Origin of the sequence: Nocardia sp. GCM10030253 (genome assembly GCF_042675075.1) — a bacterium.
Classification (GTDB): domain Bacteria; phylum Actinomycetota; class Actinomycetes; order Mycobacteriales; family Mycobacteriaceae; genus Nocardia.
The window spans coordinates 282,076-306,327 of record NZ_JBHTDL010000011.1; the positions used below are offsets into that span (position 1 = coordinate 282,076).

General features: G+C 65.5%; 25 protein-coding genes and 2 pseudogenes. 9 read left to right on the forward strand and 18 right to left on the reverse strand.

The window, feature by feature from the left end; all coding sequences use genetic code 11:
- The first annotated feature begins 38 nt into the window (after positions 1-38).
- Both ACFQZZ_RS25820 and ACFQZZ_RS25825 read left to right on the forward strand, forming a co-directional pair.
- A complete protein-coding gene (locus ACFQZZ_RS25820; RefSeq protein ID WP_378686181.1) occupies positions 39-1,061 on the forward strand; it encodes an ABC transporter permease in 1,023 nt (340 codons plus the stop codon).
- Positions 1,058-1,837 (forward strand): ATP-binding cassette domain-containing protein, encoded by a 780-nt coding sequence (locus tag ACFQZZ_RS25825; RefSeq protein WP_378685883.1) that lies wholly within the window; start codon positions 1,058-1,060, stop codon positions 1,835-1,837. Before ACFQZZ_RS25820 ends, ACFQZZ_RS25825 begins: the two co-directional genes overlap by 4 nt.
- 131 nt (positions 1,838-1,968) lie before the next feature.
- Here the strand turns inward: ACFQZZ_RS25825 and ACFQZZ_RS25830 are convergent, their stop codons facing one another.
- From ACFQZZ_RS25830 to ACFQZZ_RS25840, 3 genes and pseudogenes are all read right to left on the reverse strand, one after another.
- On the reverse strand, positions 1,969-2,340 hold the full coding sequence (locus ACFQZZ_RS25830; protein ID WP_378685885.1) for a DUF6879 family protein: 372 nt from the start codon (positions 2,338-2,340) through the stop codon (positions 1,969-1,971).
- A gap of 63 nt (positions 2,341-2,403) precedes the next feature.
- Positions 2,404-3,249 carry a helix-turn-helix domain-containing protein gene (locus tag ACFQZZ_RS25835; protein ID WP_378685888.1) on the reverse strand — a complete coding sequence of 282 codons (846 nt, stop codon included), beginning with the start codon at positions 3,247-3,249 and terminating at the stop codon, positions 2,404-2,406.
- Positions 3,246-3,602: pseudogene (locus ACFQZZ_RS25840) on the reverse strand (DUF6879 family protein); the annotation flags it as partial. The gene ACFQZZ_RS25835 and the pseudogene ACFQZZ_RS25840, both read right to left, overlap by 4 nt.
- 484 nt (positions 3,603-4,086) lie before the next feature.
- Between ACFQZZ_RS25840 and ACFQZZ_RS25845 the strand changes: the two are divergent.
- Both ACFQZZ_RS25845 and ACFQZZ_RS25850 read left to right on the forward strand, forming a co-directional pair.
- On the forward strand, positions 4,087-4,368 hold the full coding sequence (locus ACFQZZ_RS25845; protein WP_378685891.1) for a hypothetical protein: 282 nt from the start codon (positions 4,087-4,089) through the stop codon (positions 4,366-4,368).
- Positions 4,365-4,706: a hypothetical protein gene (locus ACFQZZ_RS25850; protein WP_378685894.1), complete on the forward strand. Its 342-nt coding sequence runs from the start codon at positions 4,365-4,367 to the stop codon at positions 4,704-4,706. Before ACFQZZ_RS25845 ends, ACFQZZ_RS25850 begins: the two co-directional genes overlap by 4 nt.
- A 218-nt stretch (positions 4,707-4,924) precedes the next feature.
- Here the strand turns inward: ACFQZZ_RS25850 and ACFQZZ_RS25855 are convergent, their stop codons facing one another.
- Both ACFQZZ_RS25855 and ACFQZZ_RS25860 read right to left on the reverse strand, forming a co-directional pair.
- Positions 4,925-5,125, reverse strand: a complete 201-nt coding sequence (locus ACFQZZ_RS25855) for a hypothetical protein (protein WP_378685897.1) — start codon at positions 5,123-5,125, stop codon at positions 4,925-4,927.
- A gap of 476 nt (positions 5,126-5,601) precedes the next feature.
- Positions 5,602-6,129 (reverse strand): AAA family ATPase, encoded by a 528-nt coding sequence (locus tag ACFQZZ_RS25860; RefSeq protein ID WP_378685899.1) that lies wholly within the window; start codon positions 6,127-6,129, stop codon positions 5,602-5,604.
- Between the two features lie 108 nt (positions 6,130-6,237).
- Between ACFQZZ_RS25860 and ACFQZZ_RS25865 the strand changes: the two are divergent.
- Positions 6,238-6,355 (forward strand): annotated as a pseudogene (locus tag ACFQZZ_RS25865) (IS30 family transposase); the annotation flags it as partial.
- 2 nt (positions 6,356-6,357) lie between these two features.
- Here the strand turns inward: ACFQZZ_RS25865 and ACFQZZ_RS25870 are convergent.
- The 4 genes from ACFQZZ_RS25870 to ACFQZZ_RS25885 form a co-directional block, all read right to left on the reverse strand.
- The gene (locus ACFQZZ_RS25870) at positions 6,358-6,744 is read right to left on the reverse strand and encodes a VOC family protein (RefSeq protein ID WP_378685902.1); all 387 of its coding nucleotides are present in this window, start codon (positions 6,742-6,744) and stop codon (positions 6,358-6,360) included.
- Between the two features lie 226 nt (positions 6,745-6,970).
- Positions 6,971-7,324: a DUF1801 domain-containing protein gene (locus ACFQZZ_RS25875; RefSeq protein ID WP_378685905.1), complete on the reverse strand. Its 354-nt coding sequence runs from the start codon at positions 7,322-7,324 to the stop codon at positions 6,971-6,973.
- 31 nt (positions 7,325-7,355) lie between these two features.
- A complete protein-coding gene (locus tag ACFQZZ_RS25880) occupies positions 7,356-8,192 on the reverse strand; it encodes an SRPBCC domain-containing protein (RefSeq protein ID WP_378685908.1) in 837 nt (278 codons plus the stop codon).
- Positions 8,189-8,746 (reverse strand): helix-turn-helix domain-containing protein, encoded by a 558-nt coding sequence (locus ACFQZZ_RS25885; RefSeq protein WP_378685909.1) that lies wholly within the window; start codon positions 8,744-8,746, stop codon positions 8,189-8,191. Before ACFQZZ_RS25885 ends, ACFQZZ_RS25880 begins: the two co-directional genes overlap by 4 nt.
- On the opposite strand from ACFQZZ_RS25885, the gene ACFQZZ_RS25890 reads away from it, so the two are divergent.
- From ACFQZZ_RS25890 to ACFQZZ_RS25900, 3 genes are all read left to right on the forward strand, one after another.
- On the forward strand, positions 8,733-8,999 hold the full coding sequence (locus tag ACFQZZ_RS25890) for a DUF305 domain-containing protein (RefSeq protein WP_378685912.1): 267 nt from the start codon (positions 8,733-8,735) through the stop codon (positions 8,997-8,999). The genes ACFQZZ_RS25885 and ACFQZZ_RS25890 overlap by 14 nt on opposite strands.
- Positions 9,000-9,162: 163 nt before the next feature.
- Positions 9,163-10,335, forward strand: coding sequence for an aminoglycoside phosphotransferase family protein (locus ACFQZZ_RS25895; protein WP_378685915.1), 1,173 nt, complete (start codon positions 9,163-9,165; stop codon positions 10,333-10,335).
- 164 nt (positions 10,336-10,499) lie between these two features.
- A complete protein-coding gene (locus tag ACFQZZ_RS25900) occupies positions 10,500-11,759 on the forward strand; it encodes a cytochrome P450 (protein WP_378685918.1) in 1,260 nt (419 codons plus the stop codon).
- Between the two features lie 62 nt (positions 11,760-11,821).
- Here ACFQZZ_RS25900 and ACFQZZ_RS25905 read toward each other — a convergent pair whose 3' ends face one another.
- The 7 genes from ACFQZZ_RS25905 to ACFQZZ_RS25935 are packed head-to-tail and all read right to left on the reverse strand — an operon-like array spanning position 11,822 to position 20,665.
- Positions 11,822-12,490, reverse strand: coding sequence for an FHA domain-containing protein (locus ACFQZZ_RS25905; protein ID WP_378685921.1), 669 nt, complete (start codon positions 12,488-12,490; stop codon positions 11,822-11,824).
- On the reverse strand, positions 12,490-13,776 hold the full coding sequence (locus ACFQZZ_RS25910; protein WP_378685924.1) for a VWA domain-containing protein: 1,287 nt from the start codon (positions 13,774-13,776) through the stop codon (positions 12,490-12,492). Before ACFQZZ_RS25910 ends, ACFQZZ_RS25905 begins: the two co-directional genes overlap by 1 nt.
- Entirely contained in the window at positions 13,773-14,906 is a 1,134-nt protein-coding gene (locus tag ACFQZZ_RS25915; RefSeq protein ID WP_378685927.1) for a PP2C family protein-serine/threonine phosphatase, read from the reverse strand. Before ACFQZZ_RS25915 ends, ACFQZZ_RS25910 begins: the two co-directional genes overlap by 4 nt.
- Positions 14,903-17,248 (reverse strand): tetratricopeptide repeat protein, encoded by a 2,346-nt coding sequence (locus ACFQZZ_RS25920; RefSeq protein ID WP_378685930.1) that lies wholly within the window; start codon positions 17,246-17,248, stop codon positions 14,903-14,905. The genes ACFQZZ_RS25915 and ACFQZZ_RS25920 overlap by 4 nt, the downstream gene beginning before the upstream one ends.
- Positions 17,245-18,432, reverse strand: a complete 1,188-nt coding sequence (locus ACFQZZ_RS25925) for a hypothetical protein (protein WP_378685933.1) — start codon at positions 18,430-18,432, stop codon at positions 17,245-17,247. The genes ACFQZZ_RS25920 and ACFQZZ_RS25925 overlap by 4 nt, the downstream gene beginning before the upstream one ends.
- The gene (locus ACFQZZ_RS25930) at positions 18,429-19,397 is read right to left on the reverse strand and encodes a glutamate ABC transporter substrate-binding protein (RefSeq protein WP_378685936.1); all 969 of its coding nucleotides are present in this window, start codon (positions 19,395-19,397) and stop codon (positions 18,429-18,431) included. The genes ACFQZZ_RS25925 and ACFQZZ_RS25930 overlap by 4 nt, the downstream gene beginning before the upstream one ends.
- Positions 19,394-20,665, reverse strand: a complete 1,272-nt coding sequence (locus ACFQZZ_RS25935) for a hypothetical protein (RefSeq protein ID WP_378685939.1) — start codon at positions 20,663-20,665, stop codon at positions 19,394-19,396. The genes ACFQZZ_RS25930 and ACFQZZ_RS25935 overlap by 4 nt, the downstream gene beginning before the upstream one ends.
- A gap of 148 nt (positions 20,666-20,813) precedes the next feature.
- Here ACFQZZ_RS25935 and ACFQZZ_RS25940 point away from each other — a divergent pair, with 148 nt between their 5' ends.
- Complete coding sequence (locus tag ACFQZZ_RS25940) at positions 20,814-21,224, forward strand: nitroreductase family deazaflavin-dependent oxidoreductase (RefSeq protein ID WP_378685942.1); 411 nt, start codon at positions 20,814-20,816, stop codon at positions 21,222-21,224.
- A 4-nt stretch (positions 21,225-21,228) separates the two neighbouring features.
- Here ACFQZZ_RS25940 and ACFQZZ_RS25945 read toward each other — a convergent pair whose 3' ends face one another.
- Both ACFQZZ_RS25945 and ACFQZZ_RS25950 read right to left on the reverse strand, forming a co-directional pair.
- Complete coding sequence (locus tag ACFQZZ_RS25945; RefSeq protein WP_378685945.1) at positions 21,229-22,602, reverse strand: FAD-dependent oxidoreductase; 1,374 nt, start codon at positions 22,600-22,602, stop codon at positions 21,229-21,231.
- Between the two features lie 399 nt (positions 22,603-23,001).
- Entirely contained in the window at positions 23,002-24,201 is a 1,200-nt protein-coding gene (locus ACFQZZ_RS25950; RefSeq protein WP_378685948.1) for an RNA-guided endonuclease InsQ/TnpB family protein, read from the reverse strand.
- Between the last annotated feature and the right edge of the window lie 51 nt (positions 24,202-24,252).

Consider the following 24,252-nt stretch of genomic DNA (forward strand, 5'->3'; position numbering starts at 1 on the left):
AGCGTGAAGTGACTGATGCGGCTGAAGCTTCCGCCTCGATGCCGCGTCCGCCGAAGGGGCGCGCACCATTGCTGCAGCGGTTGATCGTGCAACCGGAGAGCGGTGCGGCGCTGGGTGCGGCAGTCGTGTTCGTGTTCTTCTCGGTCGTCACCGACAGGTTCCTGAGCCCGTTGGGCATCTCGACGTGGCTGGACGCCGCGTCGCCGATCGGCATCGTGGCTATCGCTGTGGCTTTGCTGATGATCGGCGGCGAGTTCGATCTGTCGGCCGGTGTGATGACCGGGTCCACCGCGCTGGTCACCGCGCTGCTCGCAGTGCAGGCCGGGTGGAACGTGTGGTCGGCGGTGCTGGTCTCACTGATATTCGCGCTGGCCGTTGGCGCGCTCAACGGCTGGCTCGTGGTACGGACCGGGTTACCGAGTTTCATCGTCACACTCGGCACATTCCTTGCACTGCAAGGCCTCAACCTCGGTGTGACGCGCCTGGTCACCGGTACCGTGCAAGTTTCGGGCATCCACAACGCGGCCGGCTACTCCTCGGCGAGTGCGGTGTTCGCCTCCACGACGGGCATCGGTGACGCTCGCATACAGGCGTCGACCCTGTGGTGGATCGTGCTCACGATAATCGCCGCAGTCGTGCTGGTGCGCACCCGATTCGGCAACTGGGTCTTCGCTCTCGGCGGCTCGCCGGTAGGCGCACGAGCAGTCGGCGTGCCCGTCGTGCGCACCAAGATCATACTGTTCATGACCACCTCAGCCGCCGGCTGGGTGGTCGGCTCGTGCGACATTCTGCGATTCGACAGCGTCCAGGCGAGCCAGGGTGTCGGATCGGAGTTTCAGTACCTTATCGCCGCGGTCGTGGGCGGATGTCTGCTGAGCGGTGGGTTCGGGTCGGTGGTCGGCGCTGCGATCGGCGCGCTGACCTTCGGCATGGCCCAGCAGGGAATCGTGTTCGCGCGCTGGAACAGCGACTGGTTCATGCTGTTCCTCGGCATCCTGCTGCTATCGGCGGTGCTGGTGAACACCCAGTTCTCCAAACGCGCGGAAAGGGCACGCCGATGACTGCGCTGATCGAAACACTCGCTGTCGGAAAGAGTTACGGCAGTGTGGTGGCGCTGCGGGACGTGTCGATGGTTGTCAACGCGGGCGAGGTCACCTGCGTGCTGGGTGACAACGGCGCCGGCAAATCCACCCTCATCAAGATCCTCTCCGGCGTACACCAGCACGACAGCGGCGAGCTGCGGATCGAAGGAGAGCCGACCCCGCTCTCCTCACCGCGAATAGCCCTGGACCGCGGCATCGCCACTGTGTACCAGGATTTCGGACTGGTACCGCTGATGAGCGTGTGGCGCAATTTCGTCCTCGGCCGCGAACCCACCACCGGATTCGGGCCGCTGCGGCTGCTGGACCGGCGCAAAGCACAGCAGATCGCCCGGGAAGCTTTGTCCGACATGGGAATCGACATCGACGATGCGGAACAGCCCGTCGGCACCTTGTCCGGTGGACAGCGGCAGTGTCTGGCCATCGCACGGGCGGTGCACTATGGCGCCAAGGTACTGATCCTCGACGAACCGACCGCCGCGTTGGGCGTGAAGCAGGCGGGCGCGGTCCTGCGATATGTCGTGCAGGCTCGCGACCGTGGGCTCGGTGTCATCCTCATCACCCACAACCCGCACCACGCCTACCTGGTCGGTGACCGGTTTCTGCTACTCGAGCGAGGCACCGTAATCGGCTCCTACAACAAGTCCGACATCGGACTGTCGGAGCTCACCCAGCAGATGGCCGGTGGCGCAGAACTGAACGCACTACAGCACGAATTGCAGCGAGTGGTGACGTGACCGACCTGAAAGTCATGACCATCGGACGCGTCGACGCAAGCACCGCCTGATATTCCAGACCAGATGCTGGCCAACGTGAACTATCTGAGACTCGACCTCCTCGAGGTTCCGAGACAAGGACCTATGAGTTTTCAGACACGTTCTAAGGCCCGCTCGCGGGCTCGTAGTCGGTGTGCCGGATAGCTTTGGACCACAACGCGTCCCGGACCGTGACAGCGCGAGCGGTCTCGACGGGATCGCGAGTGACCGCGAACCCGGCAAAATGTAGCCCGGACCCGTTGCAGTGCAACGCCTCTCGCTGTGGCAGCGTCGGTGAGGTCTTCCCACCGTTTCCAGTCGGGTGGATAGTTCTGCGGATCCAGCGGTGGCAGCCCTGCCCGCCACCTGCGCATCGGCTCGTCCTCGTTGGACAGCGCGTGGTCGTCTTCGACCTCGAGATGGAACGCGCGCCGCTGAGCCATACCGAGCAGCTTGCCCGCAGTGCCGACAGGCAAATACAGCATCTGTCACCATCTCCTCAGCGTCACACTCGTCATCGATCCATAGTCGGGGTAAGTCTTCGTTCGCTACTGGTTGGAGCCGCGTCGCCGGTCCAGCGCTTTTCTGATCAGGGCTCGGGCAGGTTCGCCGACAACGGCCTGTCCTGCCAGGATTTCAAACGCACGGCCGTAGAGCGCGATCTCTCGGGGCTGGGTGATGGTCAGCTCGGCGGTGATCGCTTCAACGAGAACCACTCGGTTGTCGAACATGACGAAATTTGTTGTGGGGGTGAGCCATTTTGACTCCGAGGGAACGATGCCGAGTAGCACCCTCGGTAGACCTATGACCGCCAGGAGCCGATCCAACTGCCCGATCATGACCGACTCGTCCCCAACTGTCGTCGACAGCGACTGCTCGGCCATCAGGATGTGGAAACGATGATTTCCCCGGTAGAGAACCTGTTGCCGTTCAAGTCGTTTCGATACGCCGTGCTCGACATCGTCAGGAATCCGGTAGAACTCGGTGCCCCGTCGTAGCACCGACTCGGCGTACTCGGCGGTCTGGAGAATGCCGGGCACTAGAACCGGCTCGTAGATCCGCATGAGCTGAGTCTGTTCAGCCAACGACACCGACGCTTGTTGTCGGCGCTTGGTGCCGGTGTTCAACACCCGCCGCCATTCGAGATAGGAAGCCTCAATGTTGCGGAGCGCAGCAACCAGGTCGGCGAGTTGATCTCCGGCGTTTGCGTGGGCACAGTACGCCCGTAGATCGGCCTCCGTCGGGCTCCGGTCCCCCGTTTCGATCTTGGACACCTTGGATTCGTGCCAGCCCGCCAAGGAGGCGAGCTGGCGACCGGTTAGCCGCGCGTCCTTCCTGATCTCGCGGAGGCGCTTACCGAACGCTTCCCGCGCTTCGTGAACCGAGTTGGTCACTGCTGGTGTGATGCCGCGCCGTCGAAGTATTCAGCGTATGGAGTCGCCAACTCCCACAGGCGTTGTTTCACGCTCCGGCAGTACGCGACAAGGCGCGGGTCTGCGGTTACCGCTACGCCCTGCCCGCGACCTTCCGCATCCACGACGTGGAACGCAACCGTCTCATCATCCAATAGCCACCATTCATCCGGTGGCACCTCTCCGGCGAGATGCCGGGGCACGTACCGGATCTCTTCGCCAGCGGCGACGTTATGCGCCGTCAACGTGAGCAACCAACGGTGGTAGTCGGTGTGTGGCTCTGTGACCACACGGACCCGCCGCACGGCCACACCACGGCTCGCGGTCTCCTCGACGAGAGTTCGCCAAGGCCGGAACCACTCTCCGGTTCGGTGACCGGTCGGCCGGTAACGATGAAGGTACCCCGGCCGGTGTCGGTCATCGGTGCCCCGACGAAAGTATCCCGCTCAGCGAAGCCGAGCAGTAGGTGTGGGATCTCAACCGTCTCGGGTCGACTGGTTCGCCAACCCTGGACCAGGTACGAGTCCTGGTCAGTGGCGTACAGCGTGGGGCATTCGCCAACTCCCGAGCCACCTTTGCCAAGGAACCTGAGTTTCATCGTCTGCGCTCCCGCCGATTGGTATGTCAATGTTTGGCAGATCTACCGTCGATGCTGCCTCATATCTCTCGGCTACGCAGCAGGTAAAGCGAACTGCGCCAAGTTTTGTCAAGTTTGCAGACGCCGGTTCCAGTCGGTTCGTAGCGTTCTGTTGGGCGCTCGGGACCGGTGAGCCGACTCGGCCCCGAGCTGCCAGCCAACGACCACGCGAGGGGCAAAGGATGGCGTTGACCGAATCGCAGGCCAGAGTGCTGGCCGCACTGGCCGGGCTCACGCCCTTCGAGGCGCTGACAGTAAAACAGCTATGCAGCAGAACAGGTTTCGCCGCATCCACGGTTCGGGCCGCACTCGGCTCACAGTCGTATGACGGGCTTGCTTCCAGCTCCCGCAGGAGTCCGGTCCAGTGGCGAGTCACCGGTCGTGGACGGTCGCTGCTCAGCGCGCCGCCTTACCGCGAGTTTCTGCCGCAACAGGCCGACACCGCGAACGGGGCGAAACGATGAGACCACGACCAACCGCCGTCGGGTACCTGCGCCGGGATGTCTCGGGTATCTCTCAGGACTGGAATGAGATTCAGATCCGCAGTGTCGCACAGAGACTCGGATATGACCTCGCCAAGACCGTGGTGTTCGGTCGCGAGACCGACGACCCGGAGGGGCGACTGCTGAACGTGATTCGGGCCATGGATGTCGACGCGGTGATCGTGCCGAACGCCGTGCATCTCGGCGGCGCGATCCCCGATGCGCTGGTGCAGGAGTGCGACGTGGTGACGGTATCACCCGAGAACACCTATGCGAGATGGCCAGTGCCGTTGCGCGGATTGCGGGTAGATGGCGGATAAGCCCTAGCAAGCAACGAGTCTGGAAGAAGGTGAACACGATGATGGGACCGATAGAAGGACCAGGGCCGGATGGCAACGCCGACGACAACTGGAACGAAGCCCTGAACGCCGATGACAACGGCCAAGACAATCGGACCGGCACACACCGGCACTGAAATACGGGATGTGTTCCCGCGGCGAAGGTGCGGGCGGCGTCGTAGTTCACGTACACCCGACCGTCATGCCTCGACCGCGGCCGGGAAGGCCCTCTCCAGGCAGGCGCGGGCCTCTCTGACCTGGCGCCTCCAGCCCTCGCTCTTCAGCATGTCGCCGTCCCAGGTCACTACGGGGTCCCGGCCGTTCACGCACAACCCGTAGATCTGGTCCGCGACCTCGTCGGTGAGGAGGTGATCGAAATGGAAGGCCCCTTCGAAAGCCACCCACGCGACGTTGTCCGCTCCCCGCACGGCGGAGGCATGCCTCTACGTATGCGCCGAGGTCCGAGGACGTGTCGTCGAAGGCGAGGTTGTACTCCCGAACGGCAGCCGTTCGGTCCCATACGGAATCGTCCCGGAGAGGGAAGACCTCCACGCGATCCGGACGCATCCCGGACACTTCGAACTCGGACTCGGCCATCGATGCTTCAACGCGGCCGATCACGAACAAGTTGACGACCGAAGCACCGCTCCACGGATGGCCTGCATGAGCGAGCCCACTACCACAGACCCCACTTCGTCATGTTCCGCTCACCCGGAACCATCACAGTTGGACCTTTCCATGCTAGGCGTACTGGCAACGCCGCATATTCGACCAGCGCATCGGCCACCGCTGACGCGCTGACGAACCATCCGCTGACACGCGATTGAACCGATCATCGGAAGGCACTGGCGCACTTGCGGTTTCCGCCTGCGGTCCGCTACCCGAGCACCGGCACAGCGCGAGCGAGGATCTGGTCGACGGTCTGCTCGACCGTGAGATCGGAAGTGTCCAGCCATAGTCCGATCCGGGGTGTCGTCTCACGCAGCCCCGTGTCCAGATCCTCGACGGTGAAGGCGCCGTAGGCGACCTTGTCGCGGCCCGCCTCGCGCGCCGCGATGATGTCCGGTCGAGGGGCGAGCACCACCACGTGCAGCGACCGGGTCCGGATCTGCTCGACAAACCATGGCAGCTCATCACCAAGCACGACGTCTTGAACGATCGCGGTGAAACCCGCTGCCGCGTACGCGTCGGCCGTGCTCGCGGCCAAGCGGTACCGCAGCCGCAGCTGCGCCAGCGCTTCCGGCGACGGTTGCGGACTCATCTCTGCCCTGCCACCGACGACGAACCGCCGGAAGGTATCACCGCGCACGTGTACCGACTGTGCGAACCGTTCAGCCAGTGCCTGCGCGACGGTGGATTTCCCGGCGGCCTGAATGCCGGTGATCAGATAGACCGCGGATGCCATCCCGTCATGATTCCAGTCCGGTTGTCCAGCTGGCCGTGGCGGTGGCGCGGGTGCTGTATAGCCACCGCCTCCGGCGCGAAAGCCACACGCCCGCAGCTGGACCTGGTGCGCAAGCCTCGGCGAAAGCTTGGCGATCGGCGGAACCGGCTCGCGGGCATAGTCGCCATCAGGTGAACGACCGGCCGAGGTCGACGACCGTGCGGTGCCCGGGCACTGGGAGGGAGATCCTCAGCCCTTCGCATCGAGGGAGGCCGCCGAGGTGCGGACCGTGTCGATGTTGATCTCCTGGATCTGGATGGTGACGCCGTCGGGATCGGTGACACGGATGCTCCGGCCGAAGTCTTCCTCGCAGAGTTCGTAGTCATAGCCGGTCCGCGCCAGGCGTTCCGCGAGGTCTTCGAGCCTCTCGTCTGTGGCCAGGTTCAGTTCGACCGTGCCCGCCGGACGCCCCTTCGAAACGGCCGCGTCGTGGATGCCGAGCGCACCCGCGTCAGCGGATAGCTGCGCCCACACATTGACGCTGAGCTCGGGTTGGAAGCTCAATCCGAGCCCGGCGTAGAACCGCCTGGACGCATCGACATCCGACACATATCTGATCGGCAAAATGGTCAGCATGGTGTAAAACTCCTCGAATCGACTGCCCACAGCCTCGCACCACGCCACCCGAAGCCCTCACATCCGCACAGAACTCGCCCGAATCCGACACGGCCGCACCTTGCCATGACGGATTCCGTCATGGCAGGCGATCAGGACCGACGCCACCTTTCGCCAGTTCATTGCTGCCGCGGCGGAGTAGGCAGAATATTTCGGCGGAGGCGATGGTTGCGCTGCGTTGTCGTTGCTACGTCAATCGGAGCGTCGTCGTGGTTCTGGTCAAGAGTTCCGACAACTCCGTGTAGTCGACGTCTTGGCCTTCGGTGAAGGTGGCGGCTTTGCGTTCACCGTTGCCGAGGGACCGTAGGAACCCCTTGACCTCGGGAATGTCCGTGGCGTTGAACACCATGAACGACACCTTGCCCTTCGTGACAGCGATGACCGCGGCGTGGTGGCCGTCGAGCAGATAGTGGGGTTTGCCGTACTCCAGGCGTTCCTCGACGCCGGGAAGCGTGTCGTGGATCATCCGGCGCAGATTTTCGCACAACGCGGCTTGCCACGAAGGTTGTCCGGCGATGTAGTCGGTGACCTTGTCGTCCATGGTGTTATTCCTTTGCTGATCGCTGAGCCGGTTACGCGGCGACGGTAATCGGTTCCCAATCGGGGATTTCGTGATAGCGGCGCAGCTCGGCGAGCCCGGCGAGCAGTCCCAACCAGGCGGCGTAGGGCGGATTGTCCTGGCCGAATCCGCTCGAGACGAGGGTGAGGCGTGTTTTGCCGTCAGAGTCGGCGAGTTCCCAGGTGCTGATGCCGCCCGGTCCCCAGTTGACGCTGACGCGCCGTTCGGGAACGAGATCGACGATGATCGCGGGGTGGGGGTTGTTGTCGATCCCGCCCATTGCGAAGCGGCCTTCGATGTGGGGTTCGATCTCGACTGGATAGCCGAACCATTCGGAGACTTTCCGCGAGGAGATCAACGAGTCGTAGACCTGGGCGGTGGGAGCATCGATGTCCACCTCGGCGGTGAGATCGCTGGTGGTGAAGTCGCCTCGGGTGGTGAGCGGGCGGCCATCGAGGTAGTCGACAAGGTTGGCGAGGGACAGGGCCCAGAACGATTGCAGGACACCGCGAATGCTGGCGCCGGTGATCATGTCGTTGAAGTCGAAATGGCTCTGGGTCACCGTCACCCGTGTTTCTGCGTCTTCGACGCCGACGGCGATCTCGGTCGAGGTCTGCTCACCGTCGAGCAGCCACCTGAAATGGAGCGTCGAGTCGGTGGCTGAGATCAGGTCTTGGTGCGGCCCGTCACCTTCAGGAATGGACGGTCCCCAGAATGCGTAGCTTCGCGGGAGGTCGATGTCGGCTTTCTCGGCCAGCCAGGTTGTCACTGCCTGCGGGTCGGTGAGCGCGGCGAACGCCGCACTGGGGGAGGCACTGGTGCGGACGCTGATGATGAGTGGTTCGGTCATGGTTTGTCCTCTTCGAAGGGGTAGCAGGCGACGGCGAGCTTGAACGGATCTCCCTCGCGGCCGCCATATTTCGTGAACAGTGTTTGCAGCGCGGTCTGGAGTTCGGTCAGAAACTCCGTGCGGCGGTCCGGGTGGATCCGGATCTGCCCGGAGATGCCCAGCGACGGCAGATCCGGATAGGACAGGTCGATACCCGCGACGTCTCGTTGGACTTCTTCAGTCAGATCGAGCAGATGCCCGAGGCTGGTCGCATCACTCGAGCGTTGCGTGCCGAGGTGGCCGACGAGCCGGGGCGACAGCCAGTACGAACGGCCCGCGGCCTGATAGATGCCCTCGCGAAGATTGCGGACGGTGCGCTCGGCGATCTGGCGGACCAGGCCGTTGTCCACGAGCCGTTTGACGTGGTAATTGACGCGCTGCGGGGATTGCTCGAGAAGTCTTGCCACGTCCGCGCACGTCGCCGGCTCGGCCAGTGCGCGAATGATCTCGATCCGCTGCGGTTTGAGCAGGACCTCCGCTTGCTCGACCGAGTCGAGATAGATGACTTCCCTCACAAAAATTGATTTTTCCATAAAAATGAATCTTTGTGAAGACCTGAGCCCACAGGTGCGCGGTCTTTTCTTCCTACAGTTGAGGATTCGACACCACCGTGGCGGCGTGGGCATGGCCCAGGCCGCGTTCAACACCGGATCCGCCGCCGCGGCAACCCGTCAGGCACTCGAGATAGTGAACGAACAGGGCAACGAAATCGGCCCGATGACGGCCATGCTTACCGCGATGCGCGCGCAACCGCTGCCGTTCCCCTGAAGTCTGCCGTTGGTCCCACCAGGCGGCACGATAGCGTCGCAACCAGCGAAAACGTTGCCGTACAACACGATCCGGACGTATCGGGTACTGTCCTACGGCACGCGTTTTTGAACGGGACAGTTGCTCAGGATATTTCGTTACACTCTGGAATCGAGGCAAACGATTGAACCACAAGCTCTGGTTGCTCGGGCGGGTCGCCACAGTCGGTGGTCATGTGCTGCTAGAGAAGATCACCCGGCCGAAAGCGCGGAGCGCCGACGACGTCCCCATCTCCGGCGACGCGATCACCGTGGACTGGCTGACGGCTGTCCTGTGTCGCAACGTCCCCGATGCCGAGGTGCTCTCGTTCAGCACATCCAATGGCAGCCACGGCACGTCCACGCGGGTGGCGATTCGCGTCGACTACAACGAGGCGGGCCAGCAGGCCGGATTGCCGACCGAGCTCTTCGCGAAAACCACCACCTCCCTCAGCCAGCGCATATTGCTCGGCGGGGCGAAAATGATCGACGGCGAAACCCACTTCTTCATGGACTTGCGTCCCGATGTCGAGATGGAGGCTCCGATCGGCTATTGGGGCGCCTTCGATCCGTCATCGTGGCGGTCCATTGCGCTGATGGAGGACATCGCCGCGACCCGTGGCGCGGTGTTCATCGAGCCGAATGCCCCGATCGCCCGCGACCAGATCGAAGATCTGGTGCGCAATCTCGCGCGCCTCCACGGTACCTTCTGGAAGCATCCGTCGATCGCGGTCCTCAAGACCCCGAACGACATGCTCGACGCCGTCCGCTCCGCGATCGATATGAAGAAGCGCTGCGAGGTCGGCATGGAGCGGGCCAAAGAGGTTATCCCCGAGACCCTTTACGGTCAGAGCGACCGGTTGTGGGCAGGCGTCGAGCGGGCGCTCGATATCGCGACCAAGGACATGCCACCGACCTTGCTGCACGGCGACCCGCACATCGGGCAAACCTACGTGACCAGCGACGGACGTATGGGATATGCCGACTGGCAGGTAGTGATGCAGGGCGGCTGGGCGCATGACTTCGCGTATACCGTCAACTCGGGATGCGAGCCCGACGACCGGCGCGCTTGGGACCGCGAACTGCTGGAGGCCTACCTGGACGAGCTAGGGAGCGCCGGCGGCGAGGTGCCGTCCTTCGACGACGCCTGGCTGGCCTATCGGCAGCAGTCCATGTTCGCCTACGCGGCATGGGCATTCACGATCGGCCGAGCGGCATATCAACCCAAGATGCAGACAGATGAAACCTGTTTGACCCTGCTGAAGCGAATCACCACCGCCCTCGACGATCACGATTCGCTGGGCGCCCTGGGCATCTGACGAACCTCCACGTGGTTCGGTCCCTGCCACGACCAGTACCCCGACGCTATGCCCCTCAACCGGTTCCGGCCGGAATCAGGTAACGCGCTCCCTGGAGCTGCGCCTCGGCACGGAATCCGTTCTATCCCACCCGCAGTGCACACGAATCGTATGGAGTTCCATTCTTGAGTACGCCGCCGTCCCAAATAACCGCCCAATCCTGCCCGGTCTACCACGGCTCACCGATCGATTCCGACGACCCGCGAGTGCCGCTGCACGCGCCGGAATTCGCCGCCGATCCGCACCGCGCCTACCAGGAAATGCGTAGACAATACGGCTCTTTGGCTCCGGTGACGCTGGCACCTGGCGTGCCCGCCACCTTGGTGATCGGCTACAGCACCGCGGTGCGGATCCTCAACGATCCTGAGCACTTCCCCGCCGATCCGCGCACCTGGCAGAAGAACATCCCCGCTGACTGCCCCGTCCTGCCGCTGTTGGAGTGGCGGCCGCTCGCGAGTAGAAACACCGGGCTCGACTTCGCGCGCTACCGCCAGGCCAGTACCGCGAGCCTCGACGCGATAGATCTGTATGCGCTCCACGACATCGTGGAGAAGATCGCCATCCCGCTCGTCAACACCTTCTGCCAGGACGGCAAGGCCGATCTGATCGGCCAGTACGTTTTCCCGCTCGTCTTCGAGGTCGTCAATACGTTGCTCGGCTGCCCCCCGGAGATAGGGCAGCGGGTCGCCGCCGGTACGGCCGCGATCGTCGAGGGTGTCGATGCTGAAAACGGCAACAAGATGCTGTTCGAGGCGCTGCTGGAACTGGTGGCACTCAAACGGGCCGAACCAGCAAACGACATCACCACAGTGCTGCTGCAGCATCCGGCAGAACTGGATGAAATGGAGGTGGTCAACCACGTAGCACAGGTGTATGGCACGGGGATCGAGTTCCTGCTGAACTTGATCGTGAACACCCTGCTGGTGATCCTCACCGACGATCGGTTCGGTGGCAGTGTCATGGGCGGGAACCTATCCTCCCGCGAAGCCCTGGACGAGGTCTTGTTCAACGACCCGCCATTGGCGAACCTCCTGATCAGCTACCCTCGTCAGCCGATCCTCGTCGACGATGTCTGGCTGCCTGCACATCAGCCGGTCGTCATCAGCATGGCCGCGTGCAACAACGACCCTGCGATCCGAACCGAGGATCTGTCCGGTAATCGCGCCCATCTGGCATGGGGCATCGGCCCGCACGCCTGCCCAGCGCAATCCTCGGCCTACCTGATCGCTCAGGACGCCATCGATCAGCTTCTCGATGCGTTGCCCGAGATGCGGCTGGACCTGCCGACCGGCGCACCGACCTGGCGGCCGGGTCCTTTCCACCGAGCCTTGACGGCCCTGCCGGTCGCCTTCCCCGCCTCTCCTCTGTTGAACGTGCACAGCTGAATGCGCACATTTCGCTCCAAGCAACGCGCTGAAGCAGCGACGAGGTCGTCGTCGCCTGTCGGTCAGGCGAGTTCGGCGGACACCGTGATCGTGGTCCAACCGCCGAGGTGAATGCGGTCGCCGCTGCGCAAGGACACTGCCGCCTTGGGCGCGATCAACTCGTCGCTGCCGTTGAGGCTGGTGCCGTTGGTGGAGCCGAGGTCGGTGATGCTGAGGCCGTCGGCGGCGACATGGATCATCGCGTGCGCCCGCGAGATGCCGATGTCAGCGGGGGCGATACCGAGATCGATGTCGGGCTCCAGGCCCTGTGAGACGCTGCGCTTGCCGATCAGAATATCGCCCTCGCGCAGGACTATTCGGCGCTCCGGGTAGAACGTGGGGAACCCGACTCGAGCGGCGTCGGGGCCCTTGCGAGCGACCACCCGGTCGTAGAAGTCACGATCGGCGGTGATTGTGGCGACCCACGCCACCACACCGGAGATTCGTGCGGGCGGGGCTGCGGTGGGTACCGATTCGACTGTCGGTTCCGGACGCGCCGCAGCAGCGGTCACCGGGGCGGGCAACGCCGAATCATGTCCGCACACCTCGCAGAATCGGCCGCTGATAGGCGCACCACACTGCGGACATTCCGTGGTCGGCACCGGCCCGACCTCGGTCGGCGCCGTCATCGGCGACCCGCAAACATCGCAGTAGTCGGTGGCGACGGACTGATGGCCTTCCGGACAGACCATCACGCCTCCTTCCGTACCCTGGCCGTCTTGGTCGAGCGCGCGTCCAGGGCCATTTCATCGGCGGCCTCGACCTTGGCGCGCAACCGCACTGTTCCGTTGTGCTCGTCCACCTCCACCACCCCGCGCAGCAGCTTCGCGGTGCCCTCGTTGCCGGACTCCGCCGCCAACTGCACTGCCCTGCGCAGTTTCGCCGTCGCGGTGTCCACATCACCGTTCTTGCGAGCGGTCAGCCCCTCCTGCACGACCTGCGCGAGCTCGGCCTGACCGGTGTAATGCGCTACACGCCTGCTGATTCGGGCCGATAGCTCCGTCTCCGTGGTCCACACCGCGCGCACAAGTCCCTGACCGACCACGTCCTCGCCGGCGACAACGCTGATCCTGGCTGCCAGCTTCTCCCGGCCAGGGGCGGCGGGCTCCACTCGCACCTGCACGTGGTAGTCACGGTCCTCCGCGCCCCAGGCGCCGAGCGGGTACTCTCCCAGCTGCGCACCGGATTCGGTGCGGCGCGTGGTCAGATCCTCGATGGTGGGTGCGACCTGTTTGACGAACTGCACCACCGCGCCCGCCGGTGTCCAGACCCGCATCGTCAGCTCCGGGATCGCCTTGGCCATCGCGGTCTGCGTCATGGCGGCGAAATCGGCGGCCAGGTGCGCCGGGTCGGCGACGATGTCGACGGTTCCGTGCAGTGCCGAGGCGATGGCACGTAATTCGTCTACCCGCCAATCGGTTCCGACACCGCGGCAGTCACAGGTGAATACACCCTCGGACTGCCGGATCTCGGCGGCCAGCGCCTCGGGTTCCTCGTGTTCGTTCTTGCCGTCGGTCAGCAGAATGGCATGCACCAGCGCGCCGGGGTGCATCGTGGCCAGCTGCCTGGCCAGTCCGAGCCAGGTGCCCATCGCGGTGCCGCCGGTGGGCCGCAACTTGTCGAGATGGCGGCGTGCGGCGGCCCGGCTCTCCCGGCTCGCGGGGACCGACGGCGTATCGGTGGGAAACACCAGTCGCGCCATCGAGGTGCCCTGCACGATCGCGAACTTTGTCCCGTCGGGCAACACATCCAACGCCGCCAGCGTCGCTTTGCGCGCTTCGTCGAACTTCCGTGCCGTGCCCATCGACCCGGAACTGTCGATGATGAGGATTTCCACCCGATCCGGCGGCGGCCCGGCGGCCACGAAATCCGCCCCGGTCTCGACGGTGACCACGGCATCCACCGTGCCCGCCCCCTCGGCCAGATATTCGTTCTGGTCGATCGCTACCGAAATACCGTTGCCGTCAACAGAACTCACTGCATTTCTCCTGGCTTGTCGGGCTGCCCGACGGGAACCAGCGCAACGGTGATGTTGTCGCTGCCGCCGGAGCGCAACGCGAATTCGACGAGCTCGCGCGCGGCGAGCATCGGAGCGGTGGCGGTGGCCATGCTCGCCAGCACCTCAGGATCGGACTGGTAGTTCCACAGCCCGTCGCTGCACAGCAGCAGCACGCCGGGCCCGGTGGTGCGCAAGGTCCGCACACAGGAGTCCGACCACGGTTTCGGATCACTGTCCGCGCCGAGCCAGCGCAGCAGGGTGTGGGCTCGTGGGTCCCGCATGGCGGCCGCTTCGTCCATCGCACCCGCGTCGACGAGCGCCTGCGCCCAGGAATCGTCGGACGACAGTCGTTGGGACGGCGCGGCGTCGCGGGCCTGCGGGCTGTCCGTACGCAACCAATATGCGCGGCTGTCACCGACATTCGCGACGGTGATCTCCGCCGTGCCATCACTCGATCGGCGCACGATGGCGGAGACGTAGGTGCACGACGGTGCATGTCCGTCGTACTCGCCGATATCCCGCACCGCCGTTGCGGCCGCCGCGAGTCCCGCCATCACCGCATCCTCGGCGGAGCGTGACTCGGCCAGCGCGGTGACGGCGGCATCGACTCCCGCACGTGTCGCGGCGCCTGAGGCAGCCTGCGGATCCTCCGACGTCGACACCCCGTCGCAGACGACGATCACCGTCGAGGCGCGCTGCCACGGAGTTCGGCCCGCCACGACCGCTGCGGCGACCGCATCCTCGTTGCGCGCGTGCGCGATACCGCGGTCGGTGGCCACACACACCGCGCCGAGATCCGCCTCACACCGGTCCGGTTCGGGACGCAACTGCCCGCAATCGCGGCAGTAGCCGTCGGCGTCATAGTGCGGCCCGCCGCAGCCCTCGCACGTCACCGCCGCGTCCGGGTCGGGCTGCGGCAGCGCGACCCGGCGCGCCCGCTCGGCGTTCGGAGCACCGAGTTCGCGACCGCAGGCTTCGCAATAGCGGTCGGCGGCACCGACTTTCGTCGCACAGCCCGGACACCTGCCCGTGGCGGCGGTGCGCTGGCCTGCATTGACGACTCCACCCGCGGGCACTGTATCTATGGTTCGCTCCTTACGCTCGCTCACAACGTTGTCCTCGGCCGGATCGCATTGGCCCGATCCACGAGTTCGATACGCGTCCACATGTCATCGGTTTCGCGAGCCAGGTCGCGGTAGCACTGTTCCAATCCGGTGCGCACACCGTCCTGGTCCAGCCTCGCGCCGAGCAGCGGATCGTGCGCCGACGGCGCCTTGCCCGCGCCCAGCCAATCCAGTGCGGCATCGAGCACGCGCATCCGCACCTGCGCCCCACGGCGTTTGGAGTCCAATCGCAGCCGCTCCACTCGACCGCCGGCGTCCCGCAGCAACGGTTCGGACAGCTCCGCCGGAGCGCGGCCCGCCAGCATGGTTTCCACGGCCGCGATCCGTGCCTCGGTGTACAGCACCGATGCCGCATCGACCTGGTCGAGCACCACCACCGCGCCCGCACGGTCGCCACCGACTTGACGCAGGCGGGCCAGACCGAACGCGGCACTGGCAAACGTGCGATCGGTGCGCCACACCATGTCGTAATATCGCGACGCCTCCTGGGTGGCCGCCTCGGCCCCCGCCAGTTCGGCGACCGCAGCCAATGCCAGTTTCGGTGCGGACTCGCCGGGCAGCGCAGCATATACCGCGTCGAATTCCGCATGGGCCGCACCGAAATCGACGGCAAGCAACCGGGCCTGTCCTCGATACCAGGCCAATCGCCAATCGCCGGGCAGGGTTTCGGCGAGACCATCCAGTCGCCGCTCGGCCTCGACCGGATCGCCCACCTCGAGTGCGGCGCGCACCAGTCGCAGCGGGATCTCCGCCGACTCACCGCGTTTGGTGACAACCGATCGCAACCCCGCTTCGAAAGCGGTCTCCAACTCAGCCGGCGTGCTCCCGGTGGTTGTGGCCAGCAGCGCGGCCCCGCTGTCACCAGGGTCGACAAGCGGAACCGGCAGCGCAACGACAACAGCGCTCGGTGACACCACGGCGTCCGCGCCGACACCGAACACCGCGCGCGGCGGCCCGAAGTACGCCGACATGCCCGGCCGCGGCACACCGTCGTCGGTGCAGAGCACCTCGCGCAGCACACCGGTCAGCTGATCGGCCATCTCCTCCATCGAGGAGAACCTGGCTTCCGGGTCGGCATCGGTGGCGCGCAACAGGAAGCGGTGCAGCGAATCGTATTTCGCCAGCACCGGCTCGGTGGCGGGCCCCGGCAGCGCGCCGAAGTGCCCGCCCTGCTGCGGAAGATTCAGCACCAGCACGGCGAGGGTGCGCCCCACCGTGTAGACCTCGGTGGCAACGGTCGGTCCGGACTCGGCGATCTCGGGGGCCTGATATCCGATGGTGCCGTAGATATTGCTGACCTGATCGTCCATGGCGATCACGGCGCCGAGGTCGATGAGCTTGAGCTGCTCGTCGGTCTGCATCACGTTGTCGGGCTTGAAGTCGCAGTAGGCCAGGCCGAGCGAGTGCAGATAGCCCAGCGCGGGCAGTATCTCCAGAATGTAGGCGATGGCCTGGGCGGGCGGCAGATAGCTGCCGTCGGCATCGCGACGGCCGCGCAGGATCTGCTTGAGCGAGGTGCCGCCAACGTACTCCATGACGATGTAGCCGACCGCGATGCCATCGGGTCCGGTGTGGTCGACGAAGTTGTGAATCTTGACGATGCTCGGGTGCTCGACCTCGGCCAGGAACCGCTTCTCGGCCATGGCCGCCGCCATCGCGTCGATGTCACCGGAGTTCAGCAGGCCTTTGAGGACCACCCAGCGGTCGCTGACATTGCGGTCGGTCGCCAGATAGATCCAGCCGAGCCCGCCGTGCGCGAGACAACCCGCCACCTCGTACTGCCCGCCGACCAGATCGCCCCTGGACAGTTTGGGAGCGAAGGAGAACCGCGTGCCGCAGTTCGGGCAGAAGCCCTCCGTACGGCCCGGCACACCGTCGTGGCCGCGGCCGACCGAGCGTTCGCATTTGCCGCAGAAGCGCTTCGACTCGGCGACCTCCGGGTCGACCATGATCGCGGTGGCCGGATCGATGCGTGGCACGCGTGGCACGTCGACCATGCCCGCGCCGAGTCGGCCGCGCGCACTGGCCTTCGAGGACGTGGACCGGCCGGTACGCACCGAACGTCCGGACGACCGGGTGGTGCCGGTCGCGGTGGACCTCGACGACATCGCGGAGGGCGCGGTGCCGCATTCATCGCAGTAGCCGTCGACGATCGTGCCGGCGCAGCCGGGTTCGGCGCAAGCGCCGCCCTCGGTGGACATCGACATCGACACCGGCGCCGACGCCGAGCTTTCCGACACCGTGGTCGCCACGGCGGGCGCCGTACCGCACACCACGCAGTACCCGGCTTCGACGGCTCCGCCGCACCCCGGTTCATTACAGGTCATGGTCGTCTCCCCGATTTCTCACCGATGAGCTGCTGGTAGTCGGCGACCGACCGGGTGACGGCGGCCAGGTCGCACGGCTTGCGGGAGAGCAGCCCCGCCGCGATCTGCGAGGCGGCCAACAGGTCTCGATCCTCACTGACCCCGAGGCGGGCCGCCTTGGCTTGATAGGCGGCCAACCGTCCGCGCAATTCGGCACGTCGATCGAGCAGGCCCTGCGCCAGCTGTTCGGCGGTGCTCGCATCCGCGATGGCCTCGGCAATCCGACGGCGTAGCGCCAGCAGTGCGGCGGCCGCACCTGGATCCGCCGACAGCGCATCCAGTTGCGCACCGAGCGTTGCGGTGTTGTCGGCGGGCACCGGCAGCGGGCCGGCCAGGATCGTGCGCTCGACTTCCGCCCTGGCCAGCGCGGCGCGCTCCCGCGTCTCGCGCAGTCTGTCCCACTGACTGCGTGTCTCGGCAATCGCCGCCGGCCACTTCGCCGCCATCGCAGCAAGTTCGGCGAGCACGACGGATTGGTGGCGTAGCTTGTCGGTCAATTCGGCTATGCGCGCATCGATCTCGGGCGCGGTCAGCGCGAGCGGGTCGGTGGCCGAGCGACGCAGCAGTTCGGCGATGCCGTCTTCGATCGCTCCCAACTCCGCGGTCGCCGCTCCCCCTGCCTTGTCCAGCTCCTCCTGCAGCGGCGTGAGGCCCGACATGATCCGGGTGTTCACCGCGTCGATCGCGTCGAGGAATTCGGCGATCTCCGGGAAAGTGGCCCGCATGCGGTCAACGGTATCGGCGAGCCCGACGAACAGCACCTGTTCGCTGGGACCGGTGAGCGAACGTTGCGCCATCGGTATCGGCGTGCGCGACACCTCGTAGGGTCGCCCGCGTAGCAACCTGGTCACCTCGGCCCGTTCGCTGTCGTCGAGCCGGGCTCGGCTGCCGCGCGCCGTCCGCGCGGCATCCAGCATCGAGCGGAGCCTGCCGAAGTCCTCCCACATCAACGCGAGCGCGTCGCGAACCGGCTGCCAACGCTGCTCGGTGAGCCCGGTCGGCGGGAAGCGGCGCAGCAGCGTGTGTCCGGGATGTTTGTCGAGCTCCAGCAGGGTGGCGGTGATGGCGTCGAGTTCGACTGCGCGGGCGGCCAATTCGCGGTCGATCTCAGAGACGGTGAACGGCTGCATGGTCGCCGCACTCACTCCGCGTACCGGGGTGTGGGTGGTCCTGGCGACGGGCCGAGCGGGCTGAGCCGTGCGTTGTAGATGCGCTGCCAGGTGCCGTCGGTACGGATACGCTCGAGCACGCCATTGACGAAGCGGACCAGCTCGGGGTTGCCCTGCGCGATGCCGACCGCATAGGCACCGGTGCCGATTGCCTCCCCGACGACCTCCAGATTGCGATCCTGCGCGACAAGCCCGAACAGGATCGGATCGTCACCGCTGAGGGCGTCCACATGACCCTGCTGCAGCGCGGCAAGGCAATCGGTCCAGTTGCCCGCGCCCATGATGGTCGGTTTCTCGGGCAGTCCGAACAGCGGTCCCGGCGCGGTGGTGCCCCTGGTGACGCACACGACCTTGTCCGCGAGGTCGGCGGCGGTCTTGATACCTGAGTTCTTGGGCGCGAGAATGCGTTGCGCCGCACGGTAATAGACCCCGGAGAAGTCGATGTCCCTCCGGCGCTCGCAGGTGGCCGAGAAGGTCCGCACGATGAGGTCTACCTGCTTGTTGCGCAACGCCGGGATGCGGTCCGCGGCGGCGACCGAACGCAGCTCGATCTTGTCCGGGTCGCCGAAAAGGTCGCGGGCGATTTCCCGGGCGATATCGATGTCGAAACCCTCGAGCTGGCCGGTGGTCGGGTTGCGGAAGCCGAAGAGGTAGGTGTTCTGATCCACGCCGACCCGCAGGCGACCGTTCGCAACGATCGCCGCCATCGGCGAACCCGGCGGCATGGCACCGGGTCTCGGCAGTTGTCCGGGTCGCTGGCTCACCTCGGGATTGCAACTGTCGTCGGCCTCGGAACCCGGCGCGGTGGTGATCTCCGTCAGATCCGGCCGCGGATTCACCGCCGCTACCCGGGTCGGGTCCGGAACCGTCGTGCCCGAACCGCAGGCGGTCACCAATGCGCATATGCCGACCAACGTCGCGGCCAGCAGCCTCTTGTTCACAGGAACTCCTTCAGCCGCGACCACAATCCGACGGTGACGGCGGCCGCCGCGAACACCATCAGGATCAGGGTGCCCGACGGGCTGAACGCCAATGACCCACCTGCGGAATCGACTCCGTCACGCAGCTCCGCGCGGACCTGGGCGAGTTCGTTGCGCAGTGCGTCGTCGAGGGCGGCGAATCGGGTGGCCGAGCTCTCGGGCGCGGTACCGATGGCCTGTGCCAATGCCGCGGGATAGTTGGCCGCTTCATAAGCGTCTTTCTGGCGGCCGTGCCCGGCCGTCCAACTCGCGAACGCCTGTGCCGCGGCCGACTCCGGCCCGGTCGTGCTCGCCAGCCGGTCGGCGAGTGCGTGAGTGTGCTTGATGAAATCCGCTTCACCCGCGGTGATGTCACCACGGGTGATCAACTGGAGGGTCTCGTCGGTGCGGGCCTGCTGAGCGAGGATCCTGGCCTGCGCCAGCGTCTCGAACCGGGTGCTCGCACCGGATTTGCCGGTGTCCACACCGGTTGCCGCGATCAGGGTCGCGGCAACCGACCACAGCAGCACGATCGCCGTGGCCGCGGCAGCGGCGGCCAGGCCGAGGTTCATCCGCCGATTGGTCCGCCACAGCAGTACGAAAGAGCCGACGCCACAGGCGATCATCACCAACAGCAGCAGCGCGACGCTCGTCAGCGGCACGGCACCGATGTCGTCCTGATCGTGACGTACCGCGGCGAAGCGGTTATTGCTGAGCTGTTCGGCATTGGGCAGCAGGGAACTCTGCATCAAGGTCGATGCCTCGCGCAGGTAGGCGGAGCCGACCGGAAATCCTTGCCGGTTGTTCGCTCGCGCCGCCTCGACCAGCCCCGTGTAGGCGGGCAGGTCGGCCGATATGCGCGCGACGATCGATCGGGTCTGCGCGTCTGAGGCGCCGGTGGTCGCCTCCGCCAGTGCGCCCGCCGCATCGGCAAGCGCCTGTTGATACCGCCCACGCACTTCGGGGGATTCGATGCCACCAGAGAGGAAGGCCGCCGCCGCGGAAGCATCCGCGGCCGACAATGCGACGTATAGACTCTGCGCCGCATAGGCCAGCGGCTCGGTACGCTCCAGGACGATATCGCGCCGAGCGATCTTGTCGCCCAACTGATTCGCGGACACGAAACCCGAAAACACACACAGCACAGCGGTGACGACCAATACCGCGCTGATCACACCGGGAGTTGTCGTGGCGAATCGCCGCAACCACAGTGCCCCGTTGCTCATGGTCGCCGGTAGGCGAACTCCCACACCGCCCCCCTTCATCCACCTGGCGGGTGTCTTCGATCGCGATATTACGGGAGGCCGTTCCACTTTGCTGCCCGTCGCGTCGGGGGCTGGAATTCTCGAACCCATTACGTTGTTGGCGCAGGAAAAGCAGCCGAACGGACAGGACCACATGAACGACTTCAATGCGCAGGTCATCGATGAATTCCGAGCGAACGAAGGCAAGGTCGGAGGCATGTTCGATGGGGCGCACATGGTGCTCATCACGACCACCGGCGCCAAATCGGGACGGCAGATCCTCAACCCGCTCGTCTACTTGCCCGACGGCGAGCGAATCGTGATCATCGCGTCGAACGGCGGCGCCGACAAGCACCCCGCCTGGTACCACAATCTGCGCGCGAACCCAGCGCTCAGCGTGGAGATCGGCACCGAGCAGTACCCGGCCAAGGCGGAGGTCGTGACCGGCACCGAACGCGACGAACTGTACGCGCGGATGGTCGAAATCCTGCCAGGTTTCGCCGAGTACCAAGCCAAGACCGACCGCGTGATCCCGGTGGTCGCGGTGTATCGCCAAGCGGCCTGACGCGCTACCCCTGTTGCTGGACGGCCGTGACCGCCTTGCGCGCGGCCACCAGCACGGGGTCCCAGACGGGTGAGAACGGCGGCGCGTAACCGAGATCCAGTGCTGTCATCTGCTCGACCGTCATCCGCGCGGTGAGCGCGACCGCCGCGATGTCCACCCGCTTGCCCGCCCCCTCGCCACCGACGATCTGCACGCCGAGCAGGCGCCCGGTGCGACGCTCGGCCAGCATCTTCACCGTCATCATCGCCGCGCCCGGATAGTAGCCAGAGCGGCTGGTCGACTCGATCGTCACCGTCACGTACTGCAAACCCGCCGCGCGAGCTTCCTTCTCGCGCAATCCGGTTCGTGCGACCTCCAGGTCACACACTTTGCTGACCGCGGTGCCCACGACGCCGGGGAAGGTGGCATATCCGCCGCCGATGCCCAAGCCGATGATCTGGCCGTGCTTGTTGGCGTGGGTGCCGAGCGCGATGTGCCGTTCCCGACCGGAGACCAGGTCGAGCACCTCCACGCAATCACCGCCCGCCCAGATGTTCTCCTGGCCGCGCACCCGCATCGCCAGATCGGTGAGGAGGCCGCCGTGCTCGCCGAGCGGCAGGCCCGCGGTCTCGGCCAGTGCGGTGTCGGGACGCACTCCGATGCCGAGCACCACCACGTCGGCCGGGTACTCGCCGTCCGCGGTGACCACCACACTCACCCGGCCGTCGGCGCCGGTGCGGATCTCGGTCACCTCGGCCCCGCTGATGATCTCGACACCCATGTCGCACATCGCGGTTCGCACCAGCGCGCCCATATCCGGGTCGAGGGTGGACATCGGCTCGTCGCCGCGATTGACCATCGTGACGGCAAAGTCACGCTTGATCAGTGCTTCTGCCATCTCCACGCCGATGTAGCCCGCACCGATCACCACGGCCCGCTTGCCGTCGGTCCGCTCCAGGGTGTCGATCAGCGCCTGGCCGTCGTCGAGAGTCTGCACACCGTGCACGCCGGGCGCGTCGATACCCGGCAGCGGCGGTCGAATCGGCCGAGCGCCGGTAGCGATCACGAGTTTGTCGTAGTCCGTCCATGATTCGGCGCCGGACTCGAGATCACGGGCGCGCACCCGTCCCTCCACGACATCGATCTCCATGACCTCGGTCCGCATCCGCAGATCGATAGCGCGGGACCGGTGCTCCTCGGGGGTGCGGGCGATCAGATCGTCGCGTTCGGACACATCGCCCGCCACCCAGTACGGGATCCCGCAGGCGGAGAAGGAAGTGAAGTTGCCGCGTTCGAAGACGACTATCTCCAGCTCGGCGGGGCCTCTGAGCCTGCGTGCCTGCGACGCCGCGGACATCCCCGTCGCGTCGCCGCCGATGACGACCAGTCGCTCACTCATACCGGTCACGCTACGTCGGACCCGGCAGGCAAGATCAACTGGTCAGTGCTCGACGACCTGATAGCTCAGGTAGCTCGGGTGTTCGGGGTCGAGGACGATCGTCTGTCCGGTGATCTGCCGTTTCTTCCACGGCGGGATGAAGAAGTAGCGCGCACGTCGACCATCAAGCCGACATAGCCGCGCGACACCTCTGTCCTGTTGATGGTGAACGGTCCTAGCACGCCGCCCGCGGGTGTGTGTGCAGGACGTCCCTGCCCGTCATCCGAGTTCGGTCCGACAGGTCGGCCCTGCCGCTGAGCGCGCGCAGCATCTTGTTGAACGCATGCCGCGCCGGTTGGTCATCTTGTTGTAGGCGATCAACTACCTGGTCTGTAAGGACGCGGGTTTGCTGCTCACGTTCTAACTGGCTGTTAGAGGGGTGGCTGCTTTAGGCACGGTTGATTGGGCGGCCCGATAGCTTTGGTGTCCGAGTGCGGCGATGTTGAGGGCGGCGTTATGGTCGGCGTGGCCGGTCCATCCACAGTCATGGCACCGGAACAGTGCTTGGCTGGGTCTGTTCGCGGGGTCGTAGTGCCCGCAGTGGTGACAGGTTTTGCTGGTGTTGCGCGGGTTGATTACCTGCACGGGTAGTCCCGCGGCGTGCGCCTTGTAGGTGATCTGGTCACGTAGCTGCGCGAACGCCCAGGAGTGTAATTGCTGCCGCTGCGCCCTGCCGAGCCGTACCCGGTCCCGAATTCTCGATAGGTCTTCTACCGCGATTCCCTGACCGGTGCGTTGGGCTTGGGCGACAATGGTTTTGGAGAGTTGATGGTTGATGTCGGTGGCGTACCGAGTTTCCTTCCTGCGCCGCTTCTTCAGTTTCCGTTTCGCGGACTTGGTCCCCACCTTCTGCAGGGCGGTCCGCAAGGTTTGGTTCCTCTTCCTGTGTCCGGTGACCGCGCCATGGGACCACCGAACATCAAGGTCGGTGGGGTCATCGGCAGTGGTCACTGCCAGGTTCACGATCCCCAGATCCACACCCAACCACCCGGTGGGGTCATCCGCCGGGACCAGCGGGGGCGGAGTCCCGGTGTCAACGGTTGCGTGCAGGTAGAAGTGGCCGTCACGGAACACCAAATCCGACTCACCCTTACGGGCGGTGAGCAGTTTCAACTGCCATGGCGCGCACACGAATCCGACACCTCGCAGCCGCCCTGCGCTGCTCCAGATCGACACCGTCGATTGATCGATCTGCCACGACAGGCACCGGTCGTCGAACGGTTGGCCCGCGGCCTCGCGGAACGCGATCGGTTTTCCGGAGACGTTCGTATACCGTTTCGATCCCGGCCGACCGTAGTTCCCACTGTTTAGGTTCGCTTGTCGGGTGGCATACGCGTCGGCGACCTTCTTGATGACCCGGATGGCTGGTTGCGCGGACAACCCGAGCGCTTTGAGGTGGGCGTACACATGTTTCTGCAACGCGAACGGGCGACGATCGGTGGCGGTGTGCGCGAGCCGCGAAACCATGTTCGCCCCCGTATTGCACAATGCCAGTGTCGCTTTCAACGCAACAAACTGTCCCGGGGTGGGAGTGAGTTTGATGACAACGACCCGCTTCACAACCCGCCCCCTTCACCGACCCGATACTCACCCGCTGCGGGCATATCATGA

Excerpts from the sequence above, each read along its gene's own strand:
- ACFQZZ_RS25830 (WP_378685885.1), bottom strand. The coding sequence starts at position 2,340 with ATGCTGTATTTGCCTGTCGGCACTGCGGGCAAGCTGCTCGGTATGGCT.
- ACFQZZ_RS25870 (WP_378685902.1), bottom strand. The coding sequence starts at position 6,744 with ATGCTGACCATTTTGCCGATCAGATATGTGTCGGATGTCGATGCGTCC.
- ACFQZZ_RS25820 (WP_378686181.1), top strand. The coding sequence starts at position 39 with ATGCCGCGTCCGCCGAAGGGGCGCGCACCATTGCTGCAGCGGTTGATC.
- ACFQZZ_RS25905 (WP_378685921.1), bottom strand. The coding sequence starts at position 12,490 with ATGGTCTGTCCGGAAGGCCATCAGTCCGTCGCCACCGACTACTGCGAT.
- ACFQZZ_RS25875 (WP_378685905.1), bottom strand. The coding sequence starts at position 7,324 with ATGGACGACAAGGTCACCGACTACATCGCCGGACAACCTTCGTGGCAA.
- ACFQZZ_RS25940 (WP_378685942.1), top strand. The coding sequence starts at position 20,814 with ATGAACGACTTCAATGCGCAGGTCATCGATGAATTCCGAGCGAACGAA.
- ACFQZZ_RS25945 (WP_378685945.1), bottom strand. The coding sequence starts at position 22,602 with ATGAGTGAGCGACTGGTCGTCATCGGCGGCGACGCGACGGGGATGTCC.
- ACFQZZ_RS25845 (WP_378685891.1), top strand. The coding sequence starts at position 4,087 with ATGGCGTTGACCGAATCGCAGGCCAGAGTGCTGGCCGCACTGGCCGGG.
- ACFQZZ_RS25890 (WP_378685912.1), top strand. The coding sequence starts at position 8,733 with ATGACTTCCCTCACAAAAATTGATTTTTCCATAAAAATGAATCTTTGT.
- ACFQZZ_RS25860 (WP_378685899.1), bottom strand. The coding sequence starts at position 6,129 with ATGGCATCCGCGGTCTATCTGATCACCGGCATTCAGGCCGCCGGGAAA.
- ACFQZZ_RS25825 (WP_378685883.1), top strand. The coding sequence starts at position 1,058 with ATGACTGCGCTGATCGAAACACTCGCTGTCGGAAAGAGTTACGGCAGT.
- ACFQZZ_RS25850 (WP_378685894.1), top strand. The coding sequence starts at position 4,365 with ATGAGACCACGACCAACCGCCGTCGGGTACCTGCGCCGGGATGTCTCG.
- ACFQZZ_RS25880 (WP_378685908.1), bottom strand. The coding sequence starts at position 8,192 with ATGACCGAACCACTCATCATCAGCGTCCGCACCAGTGCCTCCCCCAGT.
- ACFQZZ_RS25920 (WP_378685930.1), bottom strand. The coding sequence starts at position 17,248 with ATGACCTGTAATGAACCGGGGTGCGGCGGAGCCGTCGAAGCCGGGTAC.